Genomic DNA, 20,905 nt, shown 5'->3' on the forward strand with positions numbered 1-20,905 from the left:
AGCGGGGGCGGGTGGCCGCGGCCTCGACGCAGAACTGCCGGCTCGCTGGACACGGAGAGCGAGCCGGTCGGCGGTTGGTCGGCCTCACTGCAGTGGCTCTCCGCCACCGGCATGCGATGGACCTGACTCATATTCCCGGCGCTACAGGACAACGATGTGGAACGGCTGCGCCGCCTCCGTTCCGTTCTTCCCTGTCAGGACCTGCACGACATGCGGTCCCAGGCTGTGGGCGTAGACCTCGGTTCCCCAGTTCGCCCTGCTGTCGGCGGTGACTTGCAGGGCGGCGTGGGTCACGTCAACGGTCTCGGCGATGATCACCTTGTAGGTGCCGGCGCCGACTTTCTCCACGCGGAGAACGTTCTTCGTCTTCTCCACGATCCCCTCGCGGGTCACTATGGCGGCGGCGCGGGCGTAGGGGGCGTACAGCGGGACGGGATCGGCCATGGCATGTCCTCCAGGTTCAGGGAACGATCACAGTGAAGGGGCTGTCCACGCGGGCAGCACCCGCGTACGTCGTTACGCCGAAGGTGTGCGGGTCGCCGCTGATCGCGTGGGGGTTGATACAGACCTGGGCCGGGACGGACGAGTCGACCCGGCCGATCAGGCAGGCCAGCGGCACGGATTTGTCCAGGTCGATGTCCTTGCTGACCTCCACGGAGTAGCTGCCGTCCGCGATCCGTCGGACTTCGACGACACCTTGGGCCCGTACGACGGTGCCATCCCCATTGACCACGGCCGCGGCTTGGGCATAGGGAGCGTTGGCCAGGGGGTAGGACGGGGTGCTCACAGCTCGTTCCTCATTCCTTCGGGGATGACGGCCGCACCAGGGGGCACATCTGGGTGTGTGGGACTGGTCTGTTCGTCACGGAACGGTCGGTAGGGATGGCGCGTTGTTGTCGTCGTTACTCGTGCGATGCGGGAGGCCGGTCACGCCTTCCGCGCTCATGGCATCGATGAGCGCGCCGGAATCTCCCCTTGCCGGGGGCAGTACCGCGCCGCACGTCTGCGGGGCCGGCGGGGCTAGCGGGTCCTGAAGCGACGGTAGATGTTGCGGGCCACGTATACGCCGGGGCCACCGAAGCCGATGATGTCGGTGCGTCCGTCTCCGGTGATGTCGGTGAGGAAGCGGGGGTGGCGGTCGACTCGCCAGGCGCCGGCGTCGTCGTTGTAGCCGAAGCCCCGGCACACCAGCTGGGCTTGGTCGAACTGACCGTCGCCGCGGTTGTGCGCCACCCAGACGCCTTCGTCGCCGAAGCCGATGATGTCCGGGGTGCTGTCGCCGGTGACGTCGGCCAGGAGGCGCAGGTGTTTCTTGCCCGTCCATCCCTGGGCGAGTCCGAAGTCATTCAGGACGAGTCGCGCCGGCTCGAAGGTGCCGTCACCGCGCCCGTATGCGACCACGACGCCCTGTGGGCCGAAGCCGACGATGTCCACCGCTCCATCACCCGTGGTCGAAAGCAGGAACCGGGGGTGATCCTCAGGCGTGCTCCATCCCTGGTCGACCCCGAAGTCATCGAGGATGTACAGGGGTTCGGCGAAGATGCCGTCCTCGTCCTGGAGGGAGATCCAGACTCCGTCGTCGTGGAAGCCGACGATGTCGGCGCGTCCGTCACCGGTGGTGTCGACGAGGAAGCGGGGGTGCTTGTCGGCTAACCAGCCGCCCGCTTCCTCGCTGTGGCCGAACGCCTTGAGAGCAGGCTCGTCGGTGAGTGGTGCGAAGGCGCCGTCCTCATCCTGGAGCGACAGCCAGAGTCCGTCCTCGTGGAAACCGGCGATGTCGAGCCTGCCATCGCCGGTGGTGTCCACCAGGAAGCGGGGGTGCTTGTCGGCTAACCAGCCGCCGGCTTGGACGCCGTGGCCGAAGGCCTCGATGAGCGGCTCGCCGCCCGAGGGGTTGAACGTCCCGTCCTCATCACGAGGGAATACACGGAGGCCGTCGGCAGACAGGATGACGATGTCGGCCTTTCCGCCGCCCGTCGTGTCCGCGAGGGTCCACAGGTCTGCGTTGCTCGCGGAGGGTGCTGGTGACAGCAGGACGCGCTCATCGCCGAACGTGCCATCGCCGTGGCTGGAGGACGTGACCACCCCTTTCGCGGGTTTGAGGCCGACGATGTCCGCTCCCCCGGCTCCGGTGGTGTCGGCGAGGAACCGAGCGCCGAGCTCGGCCCACCGGATGGGGTGCCCATCGGGTGAGCGGTTGGCTCCGTCGCTGCTCCACCCCCCGGCGTCCGGGTCGCTCCCGAATGCCTCGAGGACCAGCAGCATGTCGGTGAAGGACGGTGTGGCGCCGGGTACCGGGCGCAGTGCGGACGCGCGGGTCAGCCGCCAGGACTGGCGGCTGTTCCAGTGGCTCAGTGGGGCCCAGCGCAGCACGGGGTCGCTGGTGCGTTCGGGTTCGGCCGTGACGAACCGCCAGCGCTGGCTCTGAGCGTTCTCGTCGTACTCGCGCAGGACGACCGGGGTGTCATCCAGGCCGGGGTCGGCGAGGTCGAGGACGGCACCGTCGGTCTTGGTCTCGATCAAGTAGCAGCCGGCTTCGCCCTCGACGGGGACGATGTGCCACTGCTGCGCCTTCTGGTTGTTGGCGGCGTTCCACTGGCGGACACCGCGGTCCGCGGCGGCCGGGTTGTCGAACACCTTGCCGCTGACCGCGTTACGGATCACATGCGCCTGCTCGTCCTGCGTCTGTGCGCCTTGTGCGTCCTGCACGGGGGTGAGTTGCCACCATTCCGGGCTCGGACCGCCGTCGAGCAGGTCGCGGACGACGAGCGCCTCGTCGCCACCGGGTGCGTCCCTGACGCCGAGGGTTTTACCGGTGGCGGCGTTGACGATCTGAAGCTTCAGCTCTTGCGTGGGTACGGGCATCGTGCTGCCCCTTCCAGGCGGTGCGGGTGTGGGTGCGGGATGTGCCTGACGCGTCGGTGGCTGCCGGTCACGTGAAGACGTGGTGGTAGGGGACGCTCCACTCGTTGGGCAGCCGCGGGTAGAAGGTGTTGATGACCGTCCCGGTGAAGTCGCCGCCCCAGTTGTAGGTGAGGCGGACCTCGCTGTGGGCGGCCACCGCGTGGTCCTTGAACCCGAGAATGGTGTCGGGGTGGGTGATCGGCACGAAGGTGATCCCGCCCCACGGCGTCACCGTGACGACCCAGAGCTGTGTGTCCTCGGGCGCGCCGTTCTTCCCGCGCCACTTGTCGTCGACCTTGTCCGGCAGTCCCACCTGGACGGCATCGGCCGGGCTCGCGGGAGCGTCCTGGTGAACGGTGATCCGCCGACGCTGCGGCTTCCGGGTGCCGTCGTCGCCGCGCCCGGCATCGGACTGCCCCGCGCCTGCGGGTGCGGACGGCATCTGCCCAGCAGCCGCGGGGGTGGGCGGCGCCTGTCCGGCGGCGCTCTCGAGGAAGTACAGAGGGCGCTGCCCGAAGAAGCCGGCGGGGGTGACGTACCAGAGGTGGCCCTTCGCCTCCTTGGTGGCCGGGTCCAGCGCGGTGGCCAGCTCGACGCCCTTGTCGTGGATCGAGTCCGCCAGTTCGGCGGGCCGCAGGTAGCCGCCGTTGAAGGCGTGGACGAGCATGACGGGCCGGTTCTCGACCAGTGCCGCCACGATCGCGTTGTCATAGCTGTTGACTGCTACGGGGCCGCCGACCACCAGGTTCGACATCGTGGTGCGTTCTTGGGTGTACATCGCGGGGAACCTCACCTGTTCTAGATGCGGAGAGCAACGCGTCGGGCGCTCAGTGTTTTCATCGATAAACCACTGCGCCGACAGCGCGGATTTACTGCACGACTAATGCCACTGACAGCGCGACGTTAAAGCAGGCGCGCAACCGGGGAAGGCACTTAATTCGCGGGAAGAAATCCGATGCCAGACTCCAGGAAAAGCCATCGGATACACAGACCACGCGGTCGATACTTCTTGAATTTACCGCCGAACGAGGGAAGTTGAAAGACTCGTAGCGCTTATCACTCGATTGAGTGTGATGGACGGCGAGACCTTCCCGGACTTTACAGAACGTGCTAGCTTCGACTCACCAGAACGCGCACACATTCCGGTCAAATTCGCCGAGCGACATTCGGACACATTAGTCGAGGATGGGGAATGTATTCCACCGCGTACAACCTGGGACGGACCAAGCGCCAGCCGCTGACGAAGAAGAACCTGAGGGAACTCCACATCGACTGGGAGGCTTTGCTGAACCACCCCGGCCTGGTCTATGTCGACGACTCAGGAGTGCCACACAAACCCATCGGGCTCTCCGTGAACAAGCAGCGTTACGGCACCTTACCCGGTACTGTGACCGCGTTTCAGCTGGGCTGGATCGCTTACATGCACCTCGGGGAGCCACTCATCGAGGAGCGGTGCGACATCAGCCAGCCCCCGCCCGACATGTGCTCCTCGCGCGCCTACGTCAACCGCAGCCAGACGTCCAAGATGACCTTCACCGACTCGGTCGATTTCACCGTGTCGAACGACATCAAGTGGTCGCTTCAAGGGGATGCCAAGCTCACCTTTGGCGGCAGCATCAGCGCACAACTGCAGTTGCAGCTGCAGAACCAGTTGCGGATGGACCTCCAGGCGCAGATGCAGGCACAGTGCCAGAGCGAGATGGCGAACAAGAACGCGAACACCCTGACCAACAAGAACAGCAGGGACAGCGTCGGAGCGGACAACGCGAACACCACCGAGAACGCGGTGCGGAACGCGGCGACGAACTCCATGTCGAACACGGTGACGGAGTCGGTGGGTTTCACGACCACAGGCAGTGCCACCGGCACCGCCATGCTCAACGCTTCGCTGGCACTGGGAATCCAAGGCTCCGTGAGCGGTTCGCTGAGCACCAGCTGGGCCTCGAAATCGCAGATTTCCGGTGAGGTCCCCCCGGGCGGTCGCGTGGAGACCGTCGTCACCCAACGGCGCTGCCAGAAGCACTACTACTACGAGATCCCGGTCACCTTCTCCGGGTTCATCGCGGTGTATTACGCCGTGCCGGTGGCGGTCCTGTCTCCCCCGCAGGCCGACCGCCATCCCGGCCTCGATCGGCTGGTCGCCCGCCCCATCAGCGTCCTCGACCTGGTCGGCGGCGGCTTCCACCTGCACGGGCTGGCCGAGGTGGTCTCCGTCCTGGACGTGCACCACACGATGTTCGACTGCCAGAGCCTCACCGACAGCAACCGCACGCTGCACAAGCATTCCTGAGCCGACGCCACCACCACCACGATGAGCAGAGGTGACCACCATAGTGTTCAACAGTATCTTCAACTTCGCCGGCCAGAGCGCAGGGTTCTTCTCCGTGACCCACGACGCCCGAACGCAGCCAGGCGCGGACACCGACTTCGAGGACGCTACCGACAACACGTACGATGACAAGAGCGCGACCCTGTCCGCCGAGGCGATCCACGGGGCTTCCTCGCGCGCGAAGGTCGTACAGGAACAGTCACCCGAAGCGCGCCTCATCATGGGCCTCCTTGGCTCCTTCATCCAAAAGACCCAGGACGCAGCCGGCCCGACGGGGTACACCCAGGATCTCGGCTCAGTCTCCACGGCAGCGTCCGAAGGCATGGAGCAGTCGAATGCGAAGATGGCGAACAACCCCGACCTGAAGAAGAACGAGGACCTGCAGAACAAGCCGGACAAGGGCAAGTACACCAGCATGCCCGAGACGCCGGCGAAACCCGAGGCGCCAGAAGCCGGCAAGGCGCCCAAGGCGACCGCCGACAAGCCGCCCGGTTCCCAGTGACACCCTGGTTGTGAGGGGGCAGGGGCGAGGGCGCCCCTGCCCCCTTGGTGCATCACGCGGGCAGCAGCTGCCACTGCCGACCCCGGTGGTCGCCTGCCGCCCCGTCCTGCCTGATCGCCGTGCGGGCGTTCGTGTCGGCCTGCAGGAGCAGTCCGCTGTTGCGGTTCGCGATCTCGTACACATGCGGAGTGTCTGCCGCCGAACCCACCGGGATCAGCCTCCACTGCTGATGGTGCGCGTCATCCCCCTCATAGGCGCGTTGCGCGACCACAGCGCCGGCCCAGTCCTGCCCGCCGACGACCTCCAGGGCCTTGCCGCTGCGTACGTTCTCGATCCGGTACAGGGCCTCGCCGTCGTCCTGGCCGACCACGACCAGTCGCCACCGCTGATGCCCCCTGGGAACGGGGAGGGTCTGGTGGATCTCGGCCCCGTCCTTGGTGGACTCGCGTGCGACAGCCATCCGCAGCCTGCTGCGGGTGTTGGCCCAGCAGACCACCGTGCCAGACCTGGGCAGTCTGGGTGAGGCGATCTTCCGGATCCGGTTGTTGATGTGGTCGGCGATATAGAGGGCGTCGATGCTGTTCAGCGCAAGTCCGAACGGGTTGTTCAGCGGGGCCGAGCTGGCCGGGCCGTCGTCTCCGCCGAAATCCGCCTCGCCCGTGCCGGCAACCGTGCTGATCCTTCCGTCGGCCGCAATCCTGCGCACCCGGTGGTTGTACTGGTCGCAGATGTAGACGCAGCCGGCACTGTCCACCGCCACCGCGACGGGGTGGTTCAACTGGGCCGACTCCGCCGCCCCACCGTCGCCGCCAAAGTCCGCTTCGCCCGTGCCGGCAAACGTGCTGATGTTCCCGTCCGTCGCGACCTTCCGCACCCGGTGGTTCTCGCTGTCCGCGATGTAGACGACGCCGGACCTGTCCACCGCCACTGCGTGCGGCCCGTTCAACTGGGCCGACTCCGCCGCAGCACCGTCTCCCCCGGATCCCGCCTCCCCGGTCCCCGCGAACGTGCTGATCCTCCCGTCCGCCGTGACCTTCCGGATCCGGTGGTTGTTGTGGTCGGCGATGTAGACGGCACCGGTGCTGTCCACCGCGACACCGTACGGACGGTCCAGCTCGGCAGCGGTGGCGGGACCGCTGTCGCCGCCGGGACCCGCGGCTCCTGTGCCGGCGAACGTGCTGATCTCCCCGTCCGCCGTGACCTTGCAGACCCGGTGGTTACCGGCATCGGCGATATAGACGCCACCGGCGCTGTCCACCGCCACCCCACGCGGGTAGTTCAGCCGGGCAGTGACGGCCAGGCCGTCGTCGTCCCCGCGGTCCGCCTCCCCAGCCCCCGCGAACGTACTGATCTTCCCGTCCGCCGTGACCTTGCGGACCCGGTGGTTGCTGTATTCAGAGAAGTACACAGTGCCGGTGCTGTCCACCGCGACACCGTACGGATGGTTCAACTCAGCCTCTACAGCCAAGCCTTCGTCCCCGCTGAAGCCCGCCTCCCCCGTCCCTGCGAACGTGCTGATCGGCGGGCCGGAGTCCTCGTCATCTGTGGCTGCCACATGGGCAGTGCTCATCATCATCCCCTCACCGTTCACCAACCGCCCGCTACAGGCGTAAGCAATAAGGCCGACCGTTCCCGGGCAAGTGCCGTACTGCCTACGCCACTTGGTCCTCCTGGCCTTCTGGTCGGGCAGACGACTCCTGCGCTCACGCACGAAGCAACCGTCTGCCGCCGGTGCGCTGCTCCCATGCTGGAGGCGGACAGACCGCCGCCCGAGCCGGCGGCAGGCAAACCCCTCCATCCAGTGACCCAGAAGCACTGCCCGCCATGTCGAGCGCATGGCGACACGACGGACGCACGGTGTGCGCCTGCGCCCCGGCGTAGGCGCCGAGACGCGGGCGCCAACAGCTGCCCGTCGGCATTCCCGCTGAGCAACCGGCATCGCAGGGCCTGACCGTGGCCCCGGCGTCACCAGAGCCACCACCGCATCGGGTTCCGAGCGCAGACGACCCTCACCGGCAGGTTCGGGCGGCCCACAAGCCGCTCGGTCAGTCGTGATAAGCGCCGTTGTTACCGCGCTCGCCGCCTGCTCTCTGCTCAGGCGACCGCACCCGTGAGTGAGCAGCAGTCTGACCTTGACCCCATCCTCACACCGGTATAGTTATACCGGTATAGTTATTGGACGCACATGAGAGGTCCCCATGATTGAGATCCTGAACTCCGCGCGGCTCGACCGGGCGAGGGACACCGGCGCGCTGGTCGGAAACATCCTGCACACCCTGAAGCAGCGCAGCACGGTCGGGACGAACCTGCTGGACATCGACCAGTGGGCCAAGGAGATGATCACCGAGGCGGGAGCGCAGTCCTGCTACGTCGACTACGCGCCGTCCTTCGGGCGCGGTCCGTTCGGGCATTACATCTGCACGGCCGTCAACGACGGAGTGCTCCATGGGCTGCCTCACAACTACACGCTGGCAGACGGAGATCTGCTGACTCTCGATCTTGCCGTAGCCAGGGGCGGAGTGGCCGCGGACGCCGCGATCAGCTTTCTCGTGGGCAAGGCCAGACCGGCGGAGAGCGTCGCGATGATCGAGACGACCGAGCGTGCACTCGCCGCCGGCATCGCCGCCGCCAAGCCTGGGGCGCGCATCGGCGACATCTCCCACGCCATCGGCACGGTCCTCAGCGACGCGGGCTACCCGATCAACACCGAGTTCGGAGGCCACGGCATCGGCTCGACCATGCACCAGGACCCACACGTCGCGAACACCGGACGGCCCGGCCGCGGATACAAGCTGCGCCCCGGACTCCTGCTCGCCCTGGAGCCCTGGGTCATGGCCGGCACTGCCGCACTCGTCACCGACGCCGACGGTTGGACACTGCGCAGTGCGACGGGCTGTCGGACCGCGCACAGCGAGCACACCATCGCCATCACCGACAGCGGAGCCGAAATCCTCACCCGACCCGTAAGGGGATAGCGCGCCGGTGAGCTCAGGAGCCGCCGGTTGCTCATCTCGGGTGTGTGGCGAATCCACTGCGCTGGCCTGCGCTGACCTCTCCACGTCGCCAAGGCCGCGTCCCTGCGTCCGTCGTGTTCGTTCGCGGAGGCCGCGCTGCGGAGGAGGTGCAGGTGATCCGCGACTGGCAGGTCTCGGTAGTCCTGCCAGGGCGCCGAGGCGGTCCGCAGATGGCGGACATCGTGGCGCGGCCTTTCTGGCTGTACGGCCAGGAGGGCGGCCTTCGTCAGAGTGTCTTCGGGTGCGGGGCGTCTGCCGACCCGTGGTCTGCTGTGTCGGTGTGTTCGGTCTGTGAGAGCGCGGCGAGGAGTTGCAGCTTCTCGTCGCTGTCGCTGTCCTTGTCGGGGTAGTAGACAACGAGGATGACGTCGTCGATGGGGAGTTTGTCGCGGTGGAGCCGCAGTTCACCGACGACGGGGTGGTGGACGGTGGTGGTGCCTCCGTCGAGGTTGCGGACATCGTGTCGGGCCCACAGGGTGCGGAACCGCTCACTGGACAGTGCGAGCTCTCCGACGAGTTCGACAAACCGGGAATCGTCGGTGTCGTCACCGATGGTGGTACGTAGAGCGGCGACGAAGCCGGCGGCGGTTCTGGCCCAGTCCCCCCTCTCCTGCGAATTTGCCAGAATGGCAATGCCGATGGCGGTGAGAGGCAGCCGCGTCCGATGATCGACGGGTAGCCGCATCCGCCGTTGAGTCGAGGAGAAGCCCATGCAGCCCGAGCCGACCGCCGAGTTCCGCCACCGCACCATCGAGAGCCCGGCCGGCCGCCTGCACCTGGTCGAACAGGGCACCGGCCCATTGGTCCTGCTCATCCACGGCTTCCCCGAGTCCTGGTACTCCTGGCGCCACCAGCTCCCGGTCCTCGCCGCCGCCGGCTACCGGGCGGTGGCCATCGACGTGCGCGGCTACGGCCGCTCCTCCAAGCCGGCCGCGACGGACGCCTACCGGATGCTCGACCTGGTGCAGGACAACCTTGCCGCGGTGCGCGCCCTCGGCGAGGAGAGTGCGGTGGTCATCGGCCACGACTGGGGCTCCAACATCGCCGCCTCCTCCGCCTTGCTCCACCCCGAAGTCTTCCGCGCCGTCGGCCTGTTGAGCGTCCCCTACGCACCGCCGGGCGGCCCCCGACCGAGCGACGTCTTCGGCCAGATCGGCGGCCCAGAGCAGGAGTTCTACGTCTCCTACTTCCAGGAGCCGGGCCGCGCCGAGGCGGAGATCGAGCCCGACGTCCAAGGCTGGCTCGCCGGCTTCTACGCGGCGCTGTCCGCCGACACCATGCCCGCCCAGGGCGAGCCCGACCCGCACTTCGTCGCCCATGGCGGCCGACTGCGCGACCGCTTCCCCACCGGCCCGCTCCCGGGCTGGCTGAGCGAGGACGACCTCGGCGTCTACGCCGCGGAGTTCGAGCGCACCGGCCTGACAGGCGCCCTCAACCGCTACCGCAACATGGACCGTGACTGGGAAGACCTCGCCCTCCACCGCGGAGCCCCGATCAAGCAGCCGTCCCTGTTCATCGGCGGCACCCTGGACGCCTCCACCACCTGGATGGCCGACGCCATCAGCGCCTACCCCACCACCCTCCCCGCCCTGTCCGCCTCCCACCTGCTGGAAGGCTGCGGCCACTGGATCCAGCAGGAACGCCCCGACGAGGTCAACCGGCTGCTGACCGACTGGCTCTCCGCCCTCCAGGGCTAGGGGGTGCGCACTGCCACTGAGGACGGAGCCGGCAGCCCCTCCCTCATCGCCCTGTCGATCTCGTCATCCGCCGACGGCGGGTCCAGGCTGGTGAGGTCGGCGATGAGGCTGTCACTGTCGGTTTCGGCCGTCACCGTGAAGTACGACCCAGAGCTAGGCCACCTTCGGCACGGGCCGGGCGTCATGCCGACGATGGGGTGAGTTTGGCGGCCACGGCGTCGAGGACCCAGTCCAAGCCGGTCGCGAAGGATGCCTCGGCGTCCACGTCCGTGCCGTCGTACACCGCCTTGGCCAGCGCCGGGAAACGGCCGGTGGCCAGCACTCTCGTCAGATGCGGGCCGTGGGCGCGCTGCCAGTCGTGCTTGGACAGGCCCGTGGCGCGCTCGGCCCGCAGGTTCGCGATCTCGCGCCTGATCGCACCAATGAAGTAGGCGCTCACCGTCTCCACGGCGCGCATGGCGGTGTCGATGTCGGTGAGGCTGTCCAGGGCGGCCAACGTTGCCTCGCCCACGGCCAGGGCGTTCGGGCCCAGAGCCGGGCGGCCTCCCAGCAGGTCGGCCAGCCATTCGTGCCGGAGAGCGGCGTGTCTGGTGCGCTGGGCGACGGTACGCAGCGCCTCGCGCCAGTCACCGGCCTGCTCCTGGGGGAGGATCTCGGCGTAGACCTCGTCCACCATGAGGTCGAAGAGTTCCTCCTTGGTGGAGATGTATCCGTACAACCGCATCGGGCCGGCGTCCAGGCGGGCCGCGACCTTGCGCACCGACACCGCCTCCAGACCGCCCTCGTCGGCCAGTGCGATGGCAGCGGCGACAATCCGCTCCCGGTCGAGCGGCACGGGGCGAGTCGGCGGTTCGGGCCGGTCCCAGACAGTCATGCTCACACCGTACCGTTGCCATGCGCTGTCTATGCGCAATACAGTGTATCGACATGAGACATCGCATCGCAGTGGTCGGAAGCGGCCCTGCCGGCCTCACCTTCGCCCGCGTCCTGCACCGCCACGGCTACCCGATCACCCTCCTCGAACGCGATCCCGCCCCCGACGCCCGCCCCCCGGGCGGCATGCTGGACTTGCACGAAGGGATGGGCCAGCTCGCGCTGTACAAGGCGGGGCTGCTGGCGGAGTTCCAGGCGCTGTCTCGTCCCGAAGGACAGGCCATGCGCATCCTGGACACGGACGGAACCGTCCTGCGCGACTGGCAACCCCGCCCCGACGACCGGGCCAATCCCGAGATCGACCGCGGACACCTCCGTGACCTGCTGCTCGGCCCCCTCGACGTCCAGTGGGGCCGGTGCGTGACACAGGTGGTGCCGGGCGCCCGGGATGGCGTACTGGTCCACTTCTCGGACGGGCGCCAGGAGGCATTCGACCTTGTGGTCGGCGCGGACGGCGCCTGGTCCCGGACCCGCCCGGCAGTCTCGTCGGTGACACCGCACTACACCGGCGTCACCCACGTCGAGACCTCCCTCGACGACATCGACACCCGCCACCCCGACCTCGCCCGGTTGATCGGCGACGGTTCCCTGGCCGTGTACGGAGTGAACCGAGCTCTCGTCGCCCAGCGCAACAGCGGCGGTCACGTCAAGGTGTACGCCCGGTTCCGCGCGCCGCTGGACTGGCACGCGGACCAGGACCTGACCGACATCGAGGCCATGCGATGGAGTCTGCTGGCGCTGTTCGACGGCTGGGCCACCCCCGTCCTCGATCTCCTCCGCCACGGCACCGCTTTCGTGCACCGGCCCCTCTACGTCCTGCCCGTGTCCCACACCTGGACCCACGTCCCCGGAGTGACGCTGCTGGGCGACGCCGCCCATCTGATGCCCCCACTGGGGGCGGGCGCGAACCTGGCGATGCTGGAAGGCGCCGAACTCGCCGAGGCCATCGCCACCGACCCCGGAGACCTGGACGAGACCGTCCGCGCCTTCGAGGAACAGATGTGGGCACGGGCCGGCAGGTGGGCGGAGATCACGACGGCCGGTCTGGAACGCCTCGTGAGCCCGGACCCAGCCGAAGCCCTCGCCCTCTTCGACCAAGTCCAGCCATCCTGAACGCCAAGCGCGAGAACACCAGCACCAGCAGCGTGGTGGCGTACCTGGCGGACAACATCGCCGCGCAGGGCACCGTCTTGCTGGTCACCTTCCGGTCCGACCCGGGCGCGCCATGGGACCTCGCCCGGGACCTGGCACAGCGGCACTCGGGCACACTGCTGATCCTGCAGGGGCTGAGCCGGACCGAGGTGGCACGGCTGGCGGCGTGCCACCTCGGCGTCGGAAGTGACGAGGTGCCGCACCACGTCGCGGACCGGCTGTACCGGGACAGCGGCGGAAACCAGTTCGTCGCCTCGGAGTTGCTGCGCACCCTGGTCAGCACCGGCAGCCTCGTGACGGGTCCGCGGGGCTGCCGGCTGGTTGCCGGGAGACGGAGCACGGACTCGGCGAGGAGCACGGGCGAGTCCTGCGGGCCGGGGACGCCGAGGACACTTCGGGCCCGCTGCCGAGCCTCGACGGACCGCTTTCCGGTGGCGGGCCGTAAGTGCGCGTATTCGGGTACGACACTGCCGAGAGCGGCGCGGTACGGCCCCAGCGTCGGGCTGTCCGGGGTGACGCCGTCACGGAAGAGGCAGGCCAGGGCCTCGCTGAGGGCCCGCAGTGGTACGGCGGGGCTGATCGCGCTGGCCCGGCCGAGCAGCACGCGCATGTCCTGGCTGCGGGCCGATTCCGCCACCTCCCGCACCAGCCGGGACTTGCCGGCGCCGTCCTCGCCGGCCAGCAGCACGGCCGTACCGCGCCCCCTCCGTGCGTCGTCCAACGCCTGCTCCAGAAGCCGGGGTTCCCCTTCACGACCCACACAGATCGATAAGTCGTTCCTGCTCGTTGTCGACATCGACTCCCCCACGCCCCACTCAGGTCACAACGTACGGTCATGTGCTGTTCGCAGTGGCGGCCCATGCGGAGGCCTACATCGACCTGCCGCATACCGGGCAGTGGGGATGTACCACCTGAACCTGTCGCTCCGGGTCCCGGCGGATTCGCGCCGCCGCTTCGGGCTCTCGTCACCGGCGATCAACGATCGTCGATCGCCGGTGACGAGGCCGAGACCCGACACGCCTGGAACCCCCGCGCTGTCTCAGCCCGCGAACGGCGTGTCCTGTCATTCGGCGCCACCCGCGCCGCGCCGACCGGTACACCCGTGCAGAACAGCCTTCGCCATCACCGCGCGTCGCACCGAGCGAACCGGACCCCTCAGTGGTGGCAACGCCTGAGCCACACCACCGACAACACACCCACCGCCTTCGCCCGCCTCACCCGCGTCTGGCACCGGTCCCCTGGGCGCGGATCCACTCCTGCCCGGGGATGGCGGAAGCGCGCCAGGACACGGGCTATGCGCCGTCGTTGCCGTTGCCGTTGCGGAGGGAGTGGACCATGCTCTGCAGGGCCCGGAACGCGTCTGACTGCTCCGTCTCGGTCATACCGGCCAGCATTCTGAGCTCGACGGACCGGACCGCTACGGTCGCCTTTTCCAAGCTCCGTCGGCCGCGAGGCGTGAGCCGCGCCGGAAGAGCCTTCCCGACGGGTGCCTCCGCAGGCCTGGTCACGTAGCCGTCTCGTTCCAGGGCCTGGAGCAGCACGTTCATGGACTGCCGCGTCACGAACGCGCCCCGCGCGAGCTCCGAGTTCGACAAGCCCGGCCGTTGAGCCAGCAGTTCGAGGCAGGAGTAGTGCGTCACGCTCATCCCGAGGGGCCGCAGCACCTCCTCCATGGCTACGCGCAGGGCGCTCGACGCCTCTTTCAGCAGGTAGCCCAGTGACGTCTCCAGGTCGACGCCGACACCGTCTTGTTTCATGTCAGCATTCTGACATAGGTTGACCTGTGTCAGAAAGCTGACATGCAGAGAAGGAGCATCATCATGCCCGCCACCGGCCCCGACTTCATCTCGCTCCAAGTGAGCGACCTCGACGCTTCGCAGGCGTTCTACGAGCAGTATCTCGGCCTCATCCGCTCGCAGGCCGGACCTCCGCACGCCGTCGTCTTCGAGACGAAGCCGATCGCGTTCGCGCTCCGCGACGTCGTTCCGGGCACCGATCTCGCATCTGTTGCCCAGCCCGGCATCGGTGCGGCGATCTGGCTCCACGCCACCGACGTCCAGACCATCCACGACGCCCTTGTCGCAGACGGTCACACCATCGTCTCCGCGCCGATTGACGGCCCCTTCGGCCGGACCTTCACCTTCGCGGACCCCGACGGTTACCAGATCACTCTCCACGACCGCACCTGACAACCGAGAGGTGAACCAACTCCTCGCCGCATTTCAGAGGCACATCCGCGCTGTTCTGCCAGCGGTGAACACCGGCCGGACCGGGCTCGACGATCACTACAGTCCGGACCCATGACGACGATTACGACGCGTACGGTCGAGTATCCGGCCGACGGTCTGACGATGATCGGGCACCTCGCGCTCCCGGCCGGCGTCGACCGCCGGCCCGCGGTGCTGCTCGGGCCAGAGGGCATGGGGCTCAGCGACGTCGAGCGCCGCCGGGCCGATGCTCTCGCCGAGCTGGGATACGCAGCGCTGGCCTTCGACCTTCACGGCGGGCGCTACTTGGGCGACCCCGAGGAGATGCTGGCCCGGTGCATTCCGCTGCTCGCCGACCCCGACCGGATGCGAGGCATCGGCCACGCGGCGCTCGACGTGTTGCGCACCGAACCGCGGACCGACCCCGACCGGATAGCCGCCGTCGGCTACGGCACCGGGGGCGCGATCGCGCTGGAGCTCGGGCGCGACGGCGTCAACCTGCGCGCGATCGGGACGGTCAACGCAACGACCACGGGCCGACCGGGCGAGGCTGCGCGTATCCGCTGCCCGGTGTGGGCCGGGGTCGGATCGGAAGACCCGATCATGCCGCCCGCGCAACGGAACGCGTTCACCGCCGAGATGCAAGCCGCGGGCGTCGACTGGCGCCTCGCGGTCTACGGCGGCGCCCTGCACGCCTTCCACCACCCCCCGGTCGACCACCCCACGGTCCCCGGCGTCGGCTATCACCCACAGCACGCACGGCGAGCCTGGCGCGACATCGTCGACCTGCTCGCCGAGTGCCTGCCCGTAACGGAGGAGCTGGGGGTGTGACCCAGGCAAACGTGCTGGCGCCAGGCCTGGGCGGGGTCGGATCTCCCGGATCTCGCTGACGACGTGGGGCTGGATGCTCACCGGCGAACCCGCGCCGACCGGGCCCGCCCGCCGGGGCGCGACCCGCCTCCCGCGCGATCGTGCCTAGAACTTGATCTCCGGCGTCCGGTGGTCACCCTCCGTTCCTCGGTTCTCCGCGGTCCCGCACCAGTAGGTGGGTGGGTGGTCGAGAGATCTTGCGTGCTGCGGTGCACGGCTTCGCCCCGGCGCCCGGCCGAATGCCGGGGACCGGGGCGAAGAGGGCGTGGTTCAGTGCGTGGTGCTGCGTCGGCGGCGGAGGAGGATGAAGGCGCCGCCCGCGAGCGCCAGCGCCGCGCTCGAACCGCCGAGGAGCACCGGTGCCGAAGGTTTGGCGTCCTGCGTCTTCTTCGCGGTGCTGTAGCCGCTGGACATGCCCTTGGTGTCGTACTCCGAGCCGGGCAACTTGTCGGCGTAACGTGACTTGACCAGCTTCTGGTAGTCGCTCAGTGAGACCGACGCCTGTCCGCCCAGGCCCTGCCGTGCCTGGTCGTTGAGCGGCTCGACCGTGGTGAGCTTCAGCTGGTACCAGCCGCGGATCTGGGGTTCGGTGAACACCAGGGTCCCCAGCGTGGCCTTACCGGCGTACGTGGCATCGCTGTCGCCCTCGCGCACGGCCGCCAGATGCCAGCCGCCGCCCTGGGTGGGGGCGAGTATGACGGTGGCGTTCCGCCCGTTGACCGGGGCGCTCAGCGCGGAGACCAGGTTACTGAGCTTGACCGCTTCCGTGGCGATCGGTTGGGACGTCCCCGCGACGAAGCCGGGGGTGATCTCGTTCAGCGCCAGCGGGTCCTTGACGCTGAACGCCGGCATGCCCTCGCACGGATCGGTTTTGTCGGGGATCTGCTGTGCCGTCCCGACCCCGTCGCCCTGGGGGACCGGGACACTGAGGAAACGGCAGACGGCGTTGCGGACATTGGCCGACTTCACCAGGTCGAGAGCTGCCTGGTAGTCCGGGATGTCCGCCGGGAGCGGGTCCTTGGACGGGATCGAGTGGACGGGACCGACGATGGAGAGCAGCGCGGACGCGCACAGGACCAGGAGGGTGGTCAGGCGCGAGGCCGCCCGACCGCTGGACGTTCTTGTTTCGCGCATGTCGCCTGCCTTAGCGGGAGATGCCGATGCGGGAGTGGGTCCACTTGGACGAGCTGTTGCTCACGTAGTCGTTGTAGTTCCACCACGTGTACGTGGTCGTGTCCGGCCATGGGTCGGCCACCGCGATCCTGTTGTCCGACGTGTCGAAGCCGTAGACCACGTTCATGTGGCCACCGCCGGAGGTCCATCCGATGCGTGCGCCGACGGGACGGGCCGCCTTGACGTCGGTGTAGACCTGGTTGAACGTGGCCGCGCTGCTCAGGCCCGAGCCGGTATGAGCCATGCCGAGGCTCCCCCAGCCCCTGGCCATGTCGTCAAGCGTTGCGGGCTGGTTGTTGCAACCGTAGGCGGGCTGGGCGCGGTTGCAGAAGTCCGTCTGCGTGCTGCCGAGACCCTGGAACTTGGCGATTGTCAGACCGGAGGCGACCCAGCACCATTGGGTCTTCTCCTGCTTGTACATGTTGATGTTGTCCTGCCCCGCCTCGGCATGTGCCGGGCCTACGGCGGCTGCGAGCAACCCCGAAGCCGTCAGCGCGATGGCCGACGCCGCAGTCGCTAACGTGAATCTGCCCATCTTCCTGCCTTCCCGCGTAAATGCGATGAGCGCCGGGTGATCTGGCAGGAATATGACAGCGTGAAATGAAGAAGACATATAGACCGGCTGCAGAAACTACACCCATAAGAGGGAATGAGCATATAAGCTTGCTATCTTTCTTGTTTGGGCGGTCGGGACTCGTCCGGATCCGCATGCTGGGCTGCCTCCGCCACTGCCTCACCAATCGCACCGTCTATGACGGGTGCACGGTGCGGGATGCTCGCCTGCGCCTTGGAGAGGATCTGTCCCGACCTCTGGGGCGGGCCTGGAGCGGAGTTGTCCGCGGACAACTCCGCTTGTCCGGCCGCTTGACCCGTTTGACCTGCCCCGATCCCATGGGGGCCGCTGGTCAACTTCGCTTCCCGGCAGAGTCGGACTCCGGACGGGGACCAGCCGAAGAAGTCACGTGCGTCGCACGTGGTCCCTTCCTGGCGAAGAAACAAGCCGGACCAGCTGAATAAAAAGGAGACCTCATGTTCAAACGCTTCCTCGCCACGACAGCCGCGCTCGGTGCCACCCTGGCCGGCATCGTGTCCGTGGCCCCCGGCGCCTCAGCGCAAGAGTCCGGATTTTTGTGCCGGTCCGACAACACTCCGAACCACTCATGGGCGAACTGGGGAGGCGCCAACATCGACGCCTGCATCACCCAAAACGGCTCCACGATCACTGCGGGGATCGGAGTCAACAACGCGTTCCTCTCCGACCCCTGCGCCCAACTCGTGGACACGAACGGCAAGTGGCTGTACGACTTCGGGTGTGTCGACAGGCTGACCGGTCACTGGGTCCCAGGTAATTCCGGGAACCACTACTTCAACCTGACCTCGATAGACCTCCCCAAGACCTGGGGCCAGGTACTTGTGCAGGTCGGCTTCTGGGCGGATTTCGGCTCCGGGCGTCAGTACTACATGAACGTACAGAGCCCGCGGATCATTTTCTAGTCCGCGCCAGGGCGCATTTGCCCTGGAGCGCTCAACGCTGCGCCGGCCCCGCTGAGATGCGAATTCGCCACGGCAGGGCTGGCCGAGCGCTCAGAGAATGCCACAGTCCCGCGACGGGCCAGTCACGTCTGGTAGCTGAGGTAAACAAGACTGTCACCGACAGTGCGGGTGTCGGTGCGGTGCAGGTGTTTTGGAATGCCGGTTTGGTCGAAGAGGCGGTTGCCGCCGCCCATTACGAGCGGAAAGACCGCCAGCCGCAGCTCATCGACGAGGTCGTGCTGGAGCAGCGTATGAACGAGCTGGGAGCTGGCGTAGACGCGGATCTCACCGTGGACCGTATGTTTCAGCTTCACCACCTCATCCACGGCGTCGCCATCGAGCACCGCCGAGTTGTTCCAGACAGGATCTGTGAGCGTGGTGGAGGCGACGTATTTGGGCAGGCTGTTCATCCTGTCCGCCAGTTGACCGGTGCGCGAGGGGTACCGTGCGGCGAAGAACTCGTAGGTGCGTCGCCCAAGCAGCAGGGCCTGCGCGCCCAGCGCGTCGTCGAGGATGAGCTTGTCCCATGCTGCGCGGTCGGTTGGGGTGAGCCCGACGCGCCAGTCCTGGTGGCTGACGCCCTCCGCGCCGGTCGGGTCCTGAGTGACTCCGTCGAGCGAGACATTCTCGAAGACGACGATCGTTCCCATGAGGTTGCTCCCCTGTTCGGTTGGCCGGACTGCTCCCGATGTAGACACCGGCGCATCGGCAGAACTGGGCGCGCACCGACCGCCCAATTCACCGGCCGGCCGGTGTCCATACCCGAGGGACGCGCTAGGTGGCGAGGGAGAGGGTGAGGCGGGGATGGCGAGCGGCGATCTGATGTCGAGGGCGCGGGACGGTGACAGTGACGCGTTCCGCGTATTGGTCCAGCCCTATCGCGCGGAGCTGCAGGTGCACTGTTACCGAATGCTCGGGTCGTTGCAAGACGCCGAGGATGCCCTGCAGGACACGCTACTGGCAGCCTGGCAGGGCATCGAAGGGTTCGGGCAGCGCGCCTCGATGCGTACCTGGCTGTACCGCATCGCCACCAACCGGTGCCTCAACGCGCGTCGCTCGGCAAGTCGGCGCCGGGCCAAGGAGTGGAACGTGGCCCAGGTCGAACCGCCCGAGCCGACCCGGCTCGGCGAGGTCACCTGGCTGCAGCCCTGTCCCGACAGCCTGCTGCGGGCCGTGGCCGACGCGCCGCTCGGGCCGGAAGCCCGCTACGAGCAGTCCGAGTCGATCTCCCTGGCGTTCGTCACCGCTCTGCAGCTGCTGGCGCCTCGCCAACTCGCCGTTCTCGTGCTGCGTGACGTCCTCGGTTTTCGTGCCGCCGAGGTGGCCGACATGCTCGACTCGACCGTCGGATCGGTGAACAGCGCCCTCAAACGAGCCCGCGCCGCTCTGCGGCGCCGAGAGACGCCGGCCGCCCACTGCCCTCCGGCCCCTGGCTCAGCCTCCGAGGACGCGATCGTGGCGAGGTTCGTCCGCGCGTGGGAGTCCGCCGATCTCGACGCGCTGGTGGGTCTCCTCACCGACGATGTCTTCATCTCGATGCCGCCCGTGCCGTTCGAGTACGAGGGCAGGGGCCCCGCCGTCCGCTTCTGCGCCGCAGTCTTCCGTGCCGGCCGGAGGTACGACCTGGTACCGACGCGGGCCAACGGCCAGCCGGCGTTCGGTGCGTATCTGCGCACCCCCAACGGCATCAGCCATGGCACCGGCCTCTACGTCCTCACCCTCGCCGACCACCGCGTCAGCGCCATGACCCGATTCGACAACAGCATGCTGTCCTGGTTCGGGCTTCCACGCTTCCTCCCGAGCCGCTGACCGCCCGCCCATCAGGCCATGGCTGCCGCGACTGGCGGACTTGGGGACCGCCCCAGGACACAGCCGCAACCGGCGCCCCGGCGGCGGCCCACGTCGGTGTGGCCGGCATCAGGGCACCCTCGTGCTGGTCATGCCCCTCAGAACGAGTCGCAGGATCTGCTGGAGCTCTTCGGCCAGCGAGTCGGTTTCCTCCGGCGGGTGACTGGCCCATCGGTACAGCGCTCCGAGGTAGACGTCACGCAGCATGTTGCCGACGATGATGGGCGACGTCCCCGGGTCCAACTCGCCCCTGCGCACCCCTCGGTCGACGATCCTGGCGAACACCTCCGCGACGTACGGCTCCTCCAGGATCGGGCGTCCCGCCTTCACCCACGCCGTGAGCATGGCGACGGTGAGCCGGCGCTCGTCCTGGTTGATGCGGACCAGGACCGCCATGCACTGCTCCAGCCGCCCCACCGAGCTGGACGTGAACATGCTGTCCTCGTCGAGGGCGGTGACGAGCGCGGCACGCCTCCTCTCGCCCCAGCAGGTGATGATGTCTTCCTTGCGCTGGAAGTAGTTGAAGAAGGTGCCGCGGGCGACGTCGGCCCGCTCCGCTATCTCGCCGATGGAGGTGTGGTCGTACCCCTTTTCCAGGAACAACTCGACCGCGGCCATGTACAGCCGCTCTCTGACACGTTGCTTGTTGCGTTCCCGGCGGCCGATCGGCGGCGGCGTTGCCGCTTGCGCGCCCATGTCCGTCCCTCCTGTTTCCTTCCGGACTCACCGAGTCCGCGTGGCAG

The 20,905-nt window shown here is 67.9% G+C and carries 21 protein-coding genes and 1 pseudogene; 9 read left to right on the plus strand and 13 right to left on the minus strand.

Translation table 11 applies throughout. The features are described from left to right. Window positions 1-141: 141 nt before the first annotated feature. The 4 genes from ACZ5ID_RS24050 to ACZ5ID_RS24065 form a co-directional block, all read right to left on the minus strand. Window positions 142-444, minus strand: a complete 303-nt coding sequence (locus tag ACZ5ID_RS24050) for a hypothetical protein (protein ID WP_468901485.1) — start codon at window positions 442-444, stop codon at window positions 142-144. 16 nt (window positions 445-460) lie between these two features. Then, window positions 461-787, minus strand: coding sequence for a hypothetical protein (locus ACZ5ID_RS24055; RefSeq protein ID WP_468901487.1), 327 nt, complete (start codon window positions 785-787; stop codon window positions 461-463). A 233-nt stretch (window positions 788-1,020) separates the two neighbouring features. After that, complete coding sequence (locus tag ACZ5ID_RS24060) at window positions 1,021-2,865, minus strand: FG-GAP-like repeat-containing protein (protein WP_468901490.1); 1,845 nt, start codon at window positions 2,863-2,865, stop codon at window positions 1,021-1,023. A gap of 67 nt (window positions 2,866-2,932) precedes the next feature. Further along, a complete protein-coding gene (locus ACZ5ID_RS24065) occupies window positions 2,933-3,682 on the minus strand; it encodes a hypothetical protein (protein ID WP_468901492.1) in 750 nt (249 codons plus the stop codon). Window positions 3,683-4,096: 414 nt separating this feature from the next. On the opposite strand from ACZ5ID_RS24065, the gene ACZ5ID_RS24070 reads away from it, so the two are divergent. Next, entirely contained in the window at window positions 4,097-5,194 is a 1,098-nt protein-coding gene (locus tag ACZ5ID_RS24070; RefSeq protein WP_468901495.1) for a hypothetical protein, read from the plus strand. A 31-nt stretch (window positions 5,195-5,225) separates the two neighbouring features. Then, window positions 5,226-5,735, plus strand: a complete 510-nt coding sequence (locus tag ACZ5ID_RS24075) for a hypothetical protein (protein ID WP_468901498.1) — start codon at window positions 5,226-5,228, stop codon at window positions 5,733-5,735. A 52-nt stretch (window positions 5,736-5,787) separates the two neighbouring features. On the opposite strand, the gene ACZ5ID_RS24080 is transcribed toward ACZ5ID_RS24075, so the two are convergent. Next, window positions 5,788-7,161, minus strand: a complete 1,374-nt coding sequence (locus ACZ5ID_RS24080) for an NHL domain-containing protein (protein WP_468901501.1) — start codon at window positions 7,159-7,161, stop codon at window positions 5,788-5,790. Window positions 7,162-7,933: 772 nt separating this feature from the next. On the opposite strand from ACZ5ID_RS24080, the gene map reads away from it, so the two are divergent. Continuing rightward, complete coding sequence (map, locus tag ACZ5ID_RS24085) at window positions 7,934-8,710, plus strand: type I methionyl aminopeptidase (RefSeq protein WP_468901504.1); 777 nt, start codon at window positions 7,934-7,936, stop codon at window positions 8,708-8,710. Window positions 8,711-8,975: 265 nt separating this feature from the next. Here map and ACZ5ID_RS24090 read toward each other — a convergent pair. After that, window positions 8,976-9,350, minus strand: a pseudogene (locus ACZ5ID_RS24090) (MmyB family transcriptional regulator); the annotation flags it as partial. Window positions 9,351-9,459: 109 nt separating this feature from the next. Between ACZ5ID_RS24090 and ACZ5ID_RS24095 the strand changes: the two are divergent. Then, a complete protein-coding gene (locus tag ACZ5ID_RS24095; RefSeq protein ID WP_468901507.1) occupies window positions 9,460-10,446 on the plus strand; it encodes an alpha/beta fold hydrolase in 987 nt (328 codons plus the stop codon). Window positions 10,447-10,627: 181 nt separating this feature from the next. Here ACZ5ID_RS24095 and ACZ5ID_RS24100 read toward each other — a convergent pair whose 3' ends face one another. Continuing rightward, window positions 10,628-11,320, minus strand: a complete 693-nt coding sequence (locus ACZ5ID_RS24100; RefSeq protein ID WP_468901509.1) for a TetR/AcrR family transcriptional regulator — start codon at window positions 11,318-11,320, stop codon at window positions 10,628-10,630. A gap of 53 nt (window positions 11,321-11,373) precedes the next feature. On the opposite strand from ACZ5ID_RS24100, the gene ACZ5ID_RS24105 reads away from it, so the two are divergent. Beyond that, window positions 11,374-12,492 carry an FAD-dependent oxidoreductase gene (locus ACZ5ID_RS24105; RefSeq protein WP_468901511.1) on the plus strand — a complete coding sequence of 373 codons (1,119 nt, stop codon included), beginning with the start codon at window positions 11,374-11,376 and terminating at the stop codon, window positions 12,490-12,492. Here the strand turns inward: ACZ5ID_RS24105 and ACZ5ID_RS24110 are convergent. Both ACZ5ID_RS24110 and ACZ5ID_RS24115 read right to left on the minus strand, forming a co-directional pair. After that, entirely contained in the window at window positions 12,410-13,327 is a 918-nt protein-coding gene (locus tag ACZ5ID_RS24110; protein WP_468901513.1) for an ATP-binding protein, read from the minus strand. The two genes, ACZ5ID_RS24105 and ACZ5ID_RS24110, sit on opposite strands and share 83 nt — an antisense overlap. A gap of 496 nt (window positions 13,328-13,823) precedes the next feature. After that, on the minus strand, window positions 13,824-14,288 hold the full coding sequence (locus tag ACZ5ID_RS24115; protein ID WP_468901516.1) for a MarR family winged helix-turn-helix transcriptional regulator: 465 nt from the start codon (window positions 14,286-14,288) through the stop codon (window positions 13,824-13,826). Window positions 14,289-14,351: 63 nt separating this feature from the next. Between ACZ5ID_RS24115 and ACZ5ID_RS24120 the strand changes: the two genes are divergently transcribed. Together ACZ5ID_RS24120 and ACZ5ID_RS24125 are read left to right on the plus strand one after the other, a co-directional pair. Further along, window positions 14,352-14,720, plus strand: a complete 369-nt coding sequence (locus ACZ5ID_RS24120) for a VOC family protein (RefSeq protein ID WP_468901519.1) — start codon at window positions 14,352-14,354, stop codon at window positions 14,718-14,720. Between the two features lie 111 nt (window positions 14,721-14,831). After that, on the plus strand, window positions 14,832-15,569 hold the full coding sequence (locus ACZ5ID_RS24125; protein WP_468901522.1) for a dienelactone hydrolase family protein: 738 nt from the start codon (window positions 14,832-14,834) through the stop codon (window positions 15,567-15,569). Window positions 15,570-15,878: 309 nt separating this feature from the next. On the opposite strand, the gene ACZ5ID_RS24130 is transcribed toward ACZ5ID_RS24125, so the two are convergent. Beyond that, window positions 15,879-16,742, minus strand: a complete 864-nt coding sequence (locus ACZ5ID_RS24130) for a hypothetical protein (protein ID WP_468901525.1) — start codon at window positions 16,740-16,742, stop codon at window positions 15,879-15,881. A gap of 10 nt (window positions 16,743-16,752) precedes the next feature. Next, window positions 16,753-17,202: a papain-like cysteine protease family protein gene (locus tag ACZ5ID_RS24135; RefSeq protein WP_468901527.1), complete on the minus strand. Its 450-nt coding sequence runs from the start codon at window positions 17,200-17,202 to the stop codon at window positions 16,753-16,755. Between the two features lie 608 nt (window positions 17,203-17,810). Here ACZ5ID_RS24135 and ACZ5ID_RS24140 point away from each other — a divergent pair. Continuing rightward, window positions 17,811-18,275, plus strand: a complete 465-nt coding sequence (locus ACZ5ID_RS24140) for a hypothetical protein (protein ID WP_468901529.1) — start codon at window positions 17,811-17,813, stop codon at window positions 18,273-18,275. Between the two features lie 122 nt (window positions 18,276-18,397). Here ACZ5ID_RS24140 and ACZ5ID_RS24145 read toward each other — a convergent pair whose 3' ends face one another. After that, window positions 18,398-18,964, minus strand: a complete 567-nt coding sequence (locus tag ACZ5ID_RS24145) for a dihydrofolate reductase family protein (protein ID WP_468901532.1) — start codon at window positions 18,962-18,964, stop codon at window positions 18,398-18,400. 172 nt (window positions 18,965-19,136) lie between these two features. On the opposite strand from ACZ5ID_RS24145, the gene ACZ5ID_RS24150 reads away from it, so the two are divergent. Beyond that, the gene (locus ACZ5ID_RS24150; protein ID WP_468901706.1) at window positions 19,137-20,123 is read left to right on the plus strand and encodes an RNA polymerase subunit sigma-70; all 987 of its coding nucleotides are present in this window, start codon (window positions 19,137-19,139) and stop codon (window positions 20,121-20,123) included. A 108-nt stretch (window positions 20,124-20,231) separates the two neighbouring features. On the opposite strand, the gene ACZ5ID_RS24155 is transcribed toward ACZ5ID_RS24150, so the two are convergent. Beyond that, complete coding sequence (locus tag ACZ5ID_RS24155) at window positions 20,232-20,858, minus strand: TetR/AcrR family transcriptional regulator (protein WP_468901535.1); 627 nt, start codon at window positions 20,856-20,858, stop codon at window positions 20,232-20,234. Window positions 20,859-20,905: the final 47 nt, after the last annotated feature.

This window comes from Streptomyces sp. NPDC031670, assembly GCF_055580545.1.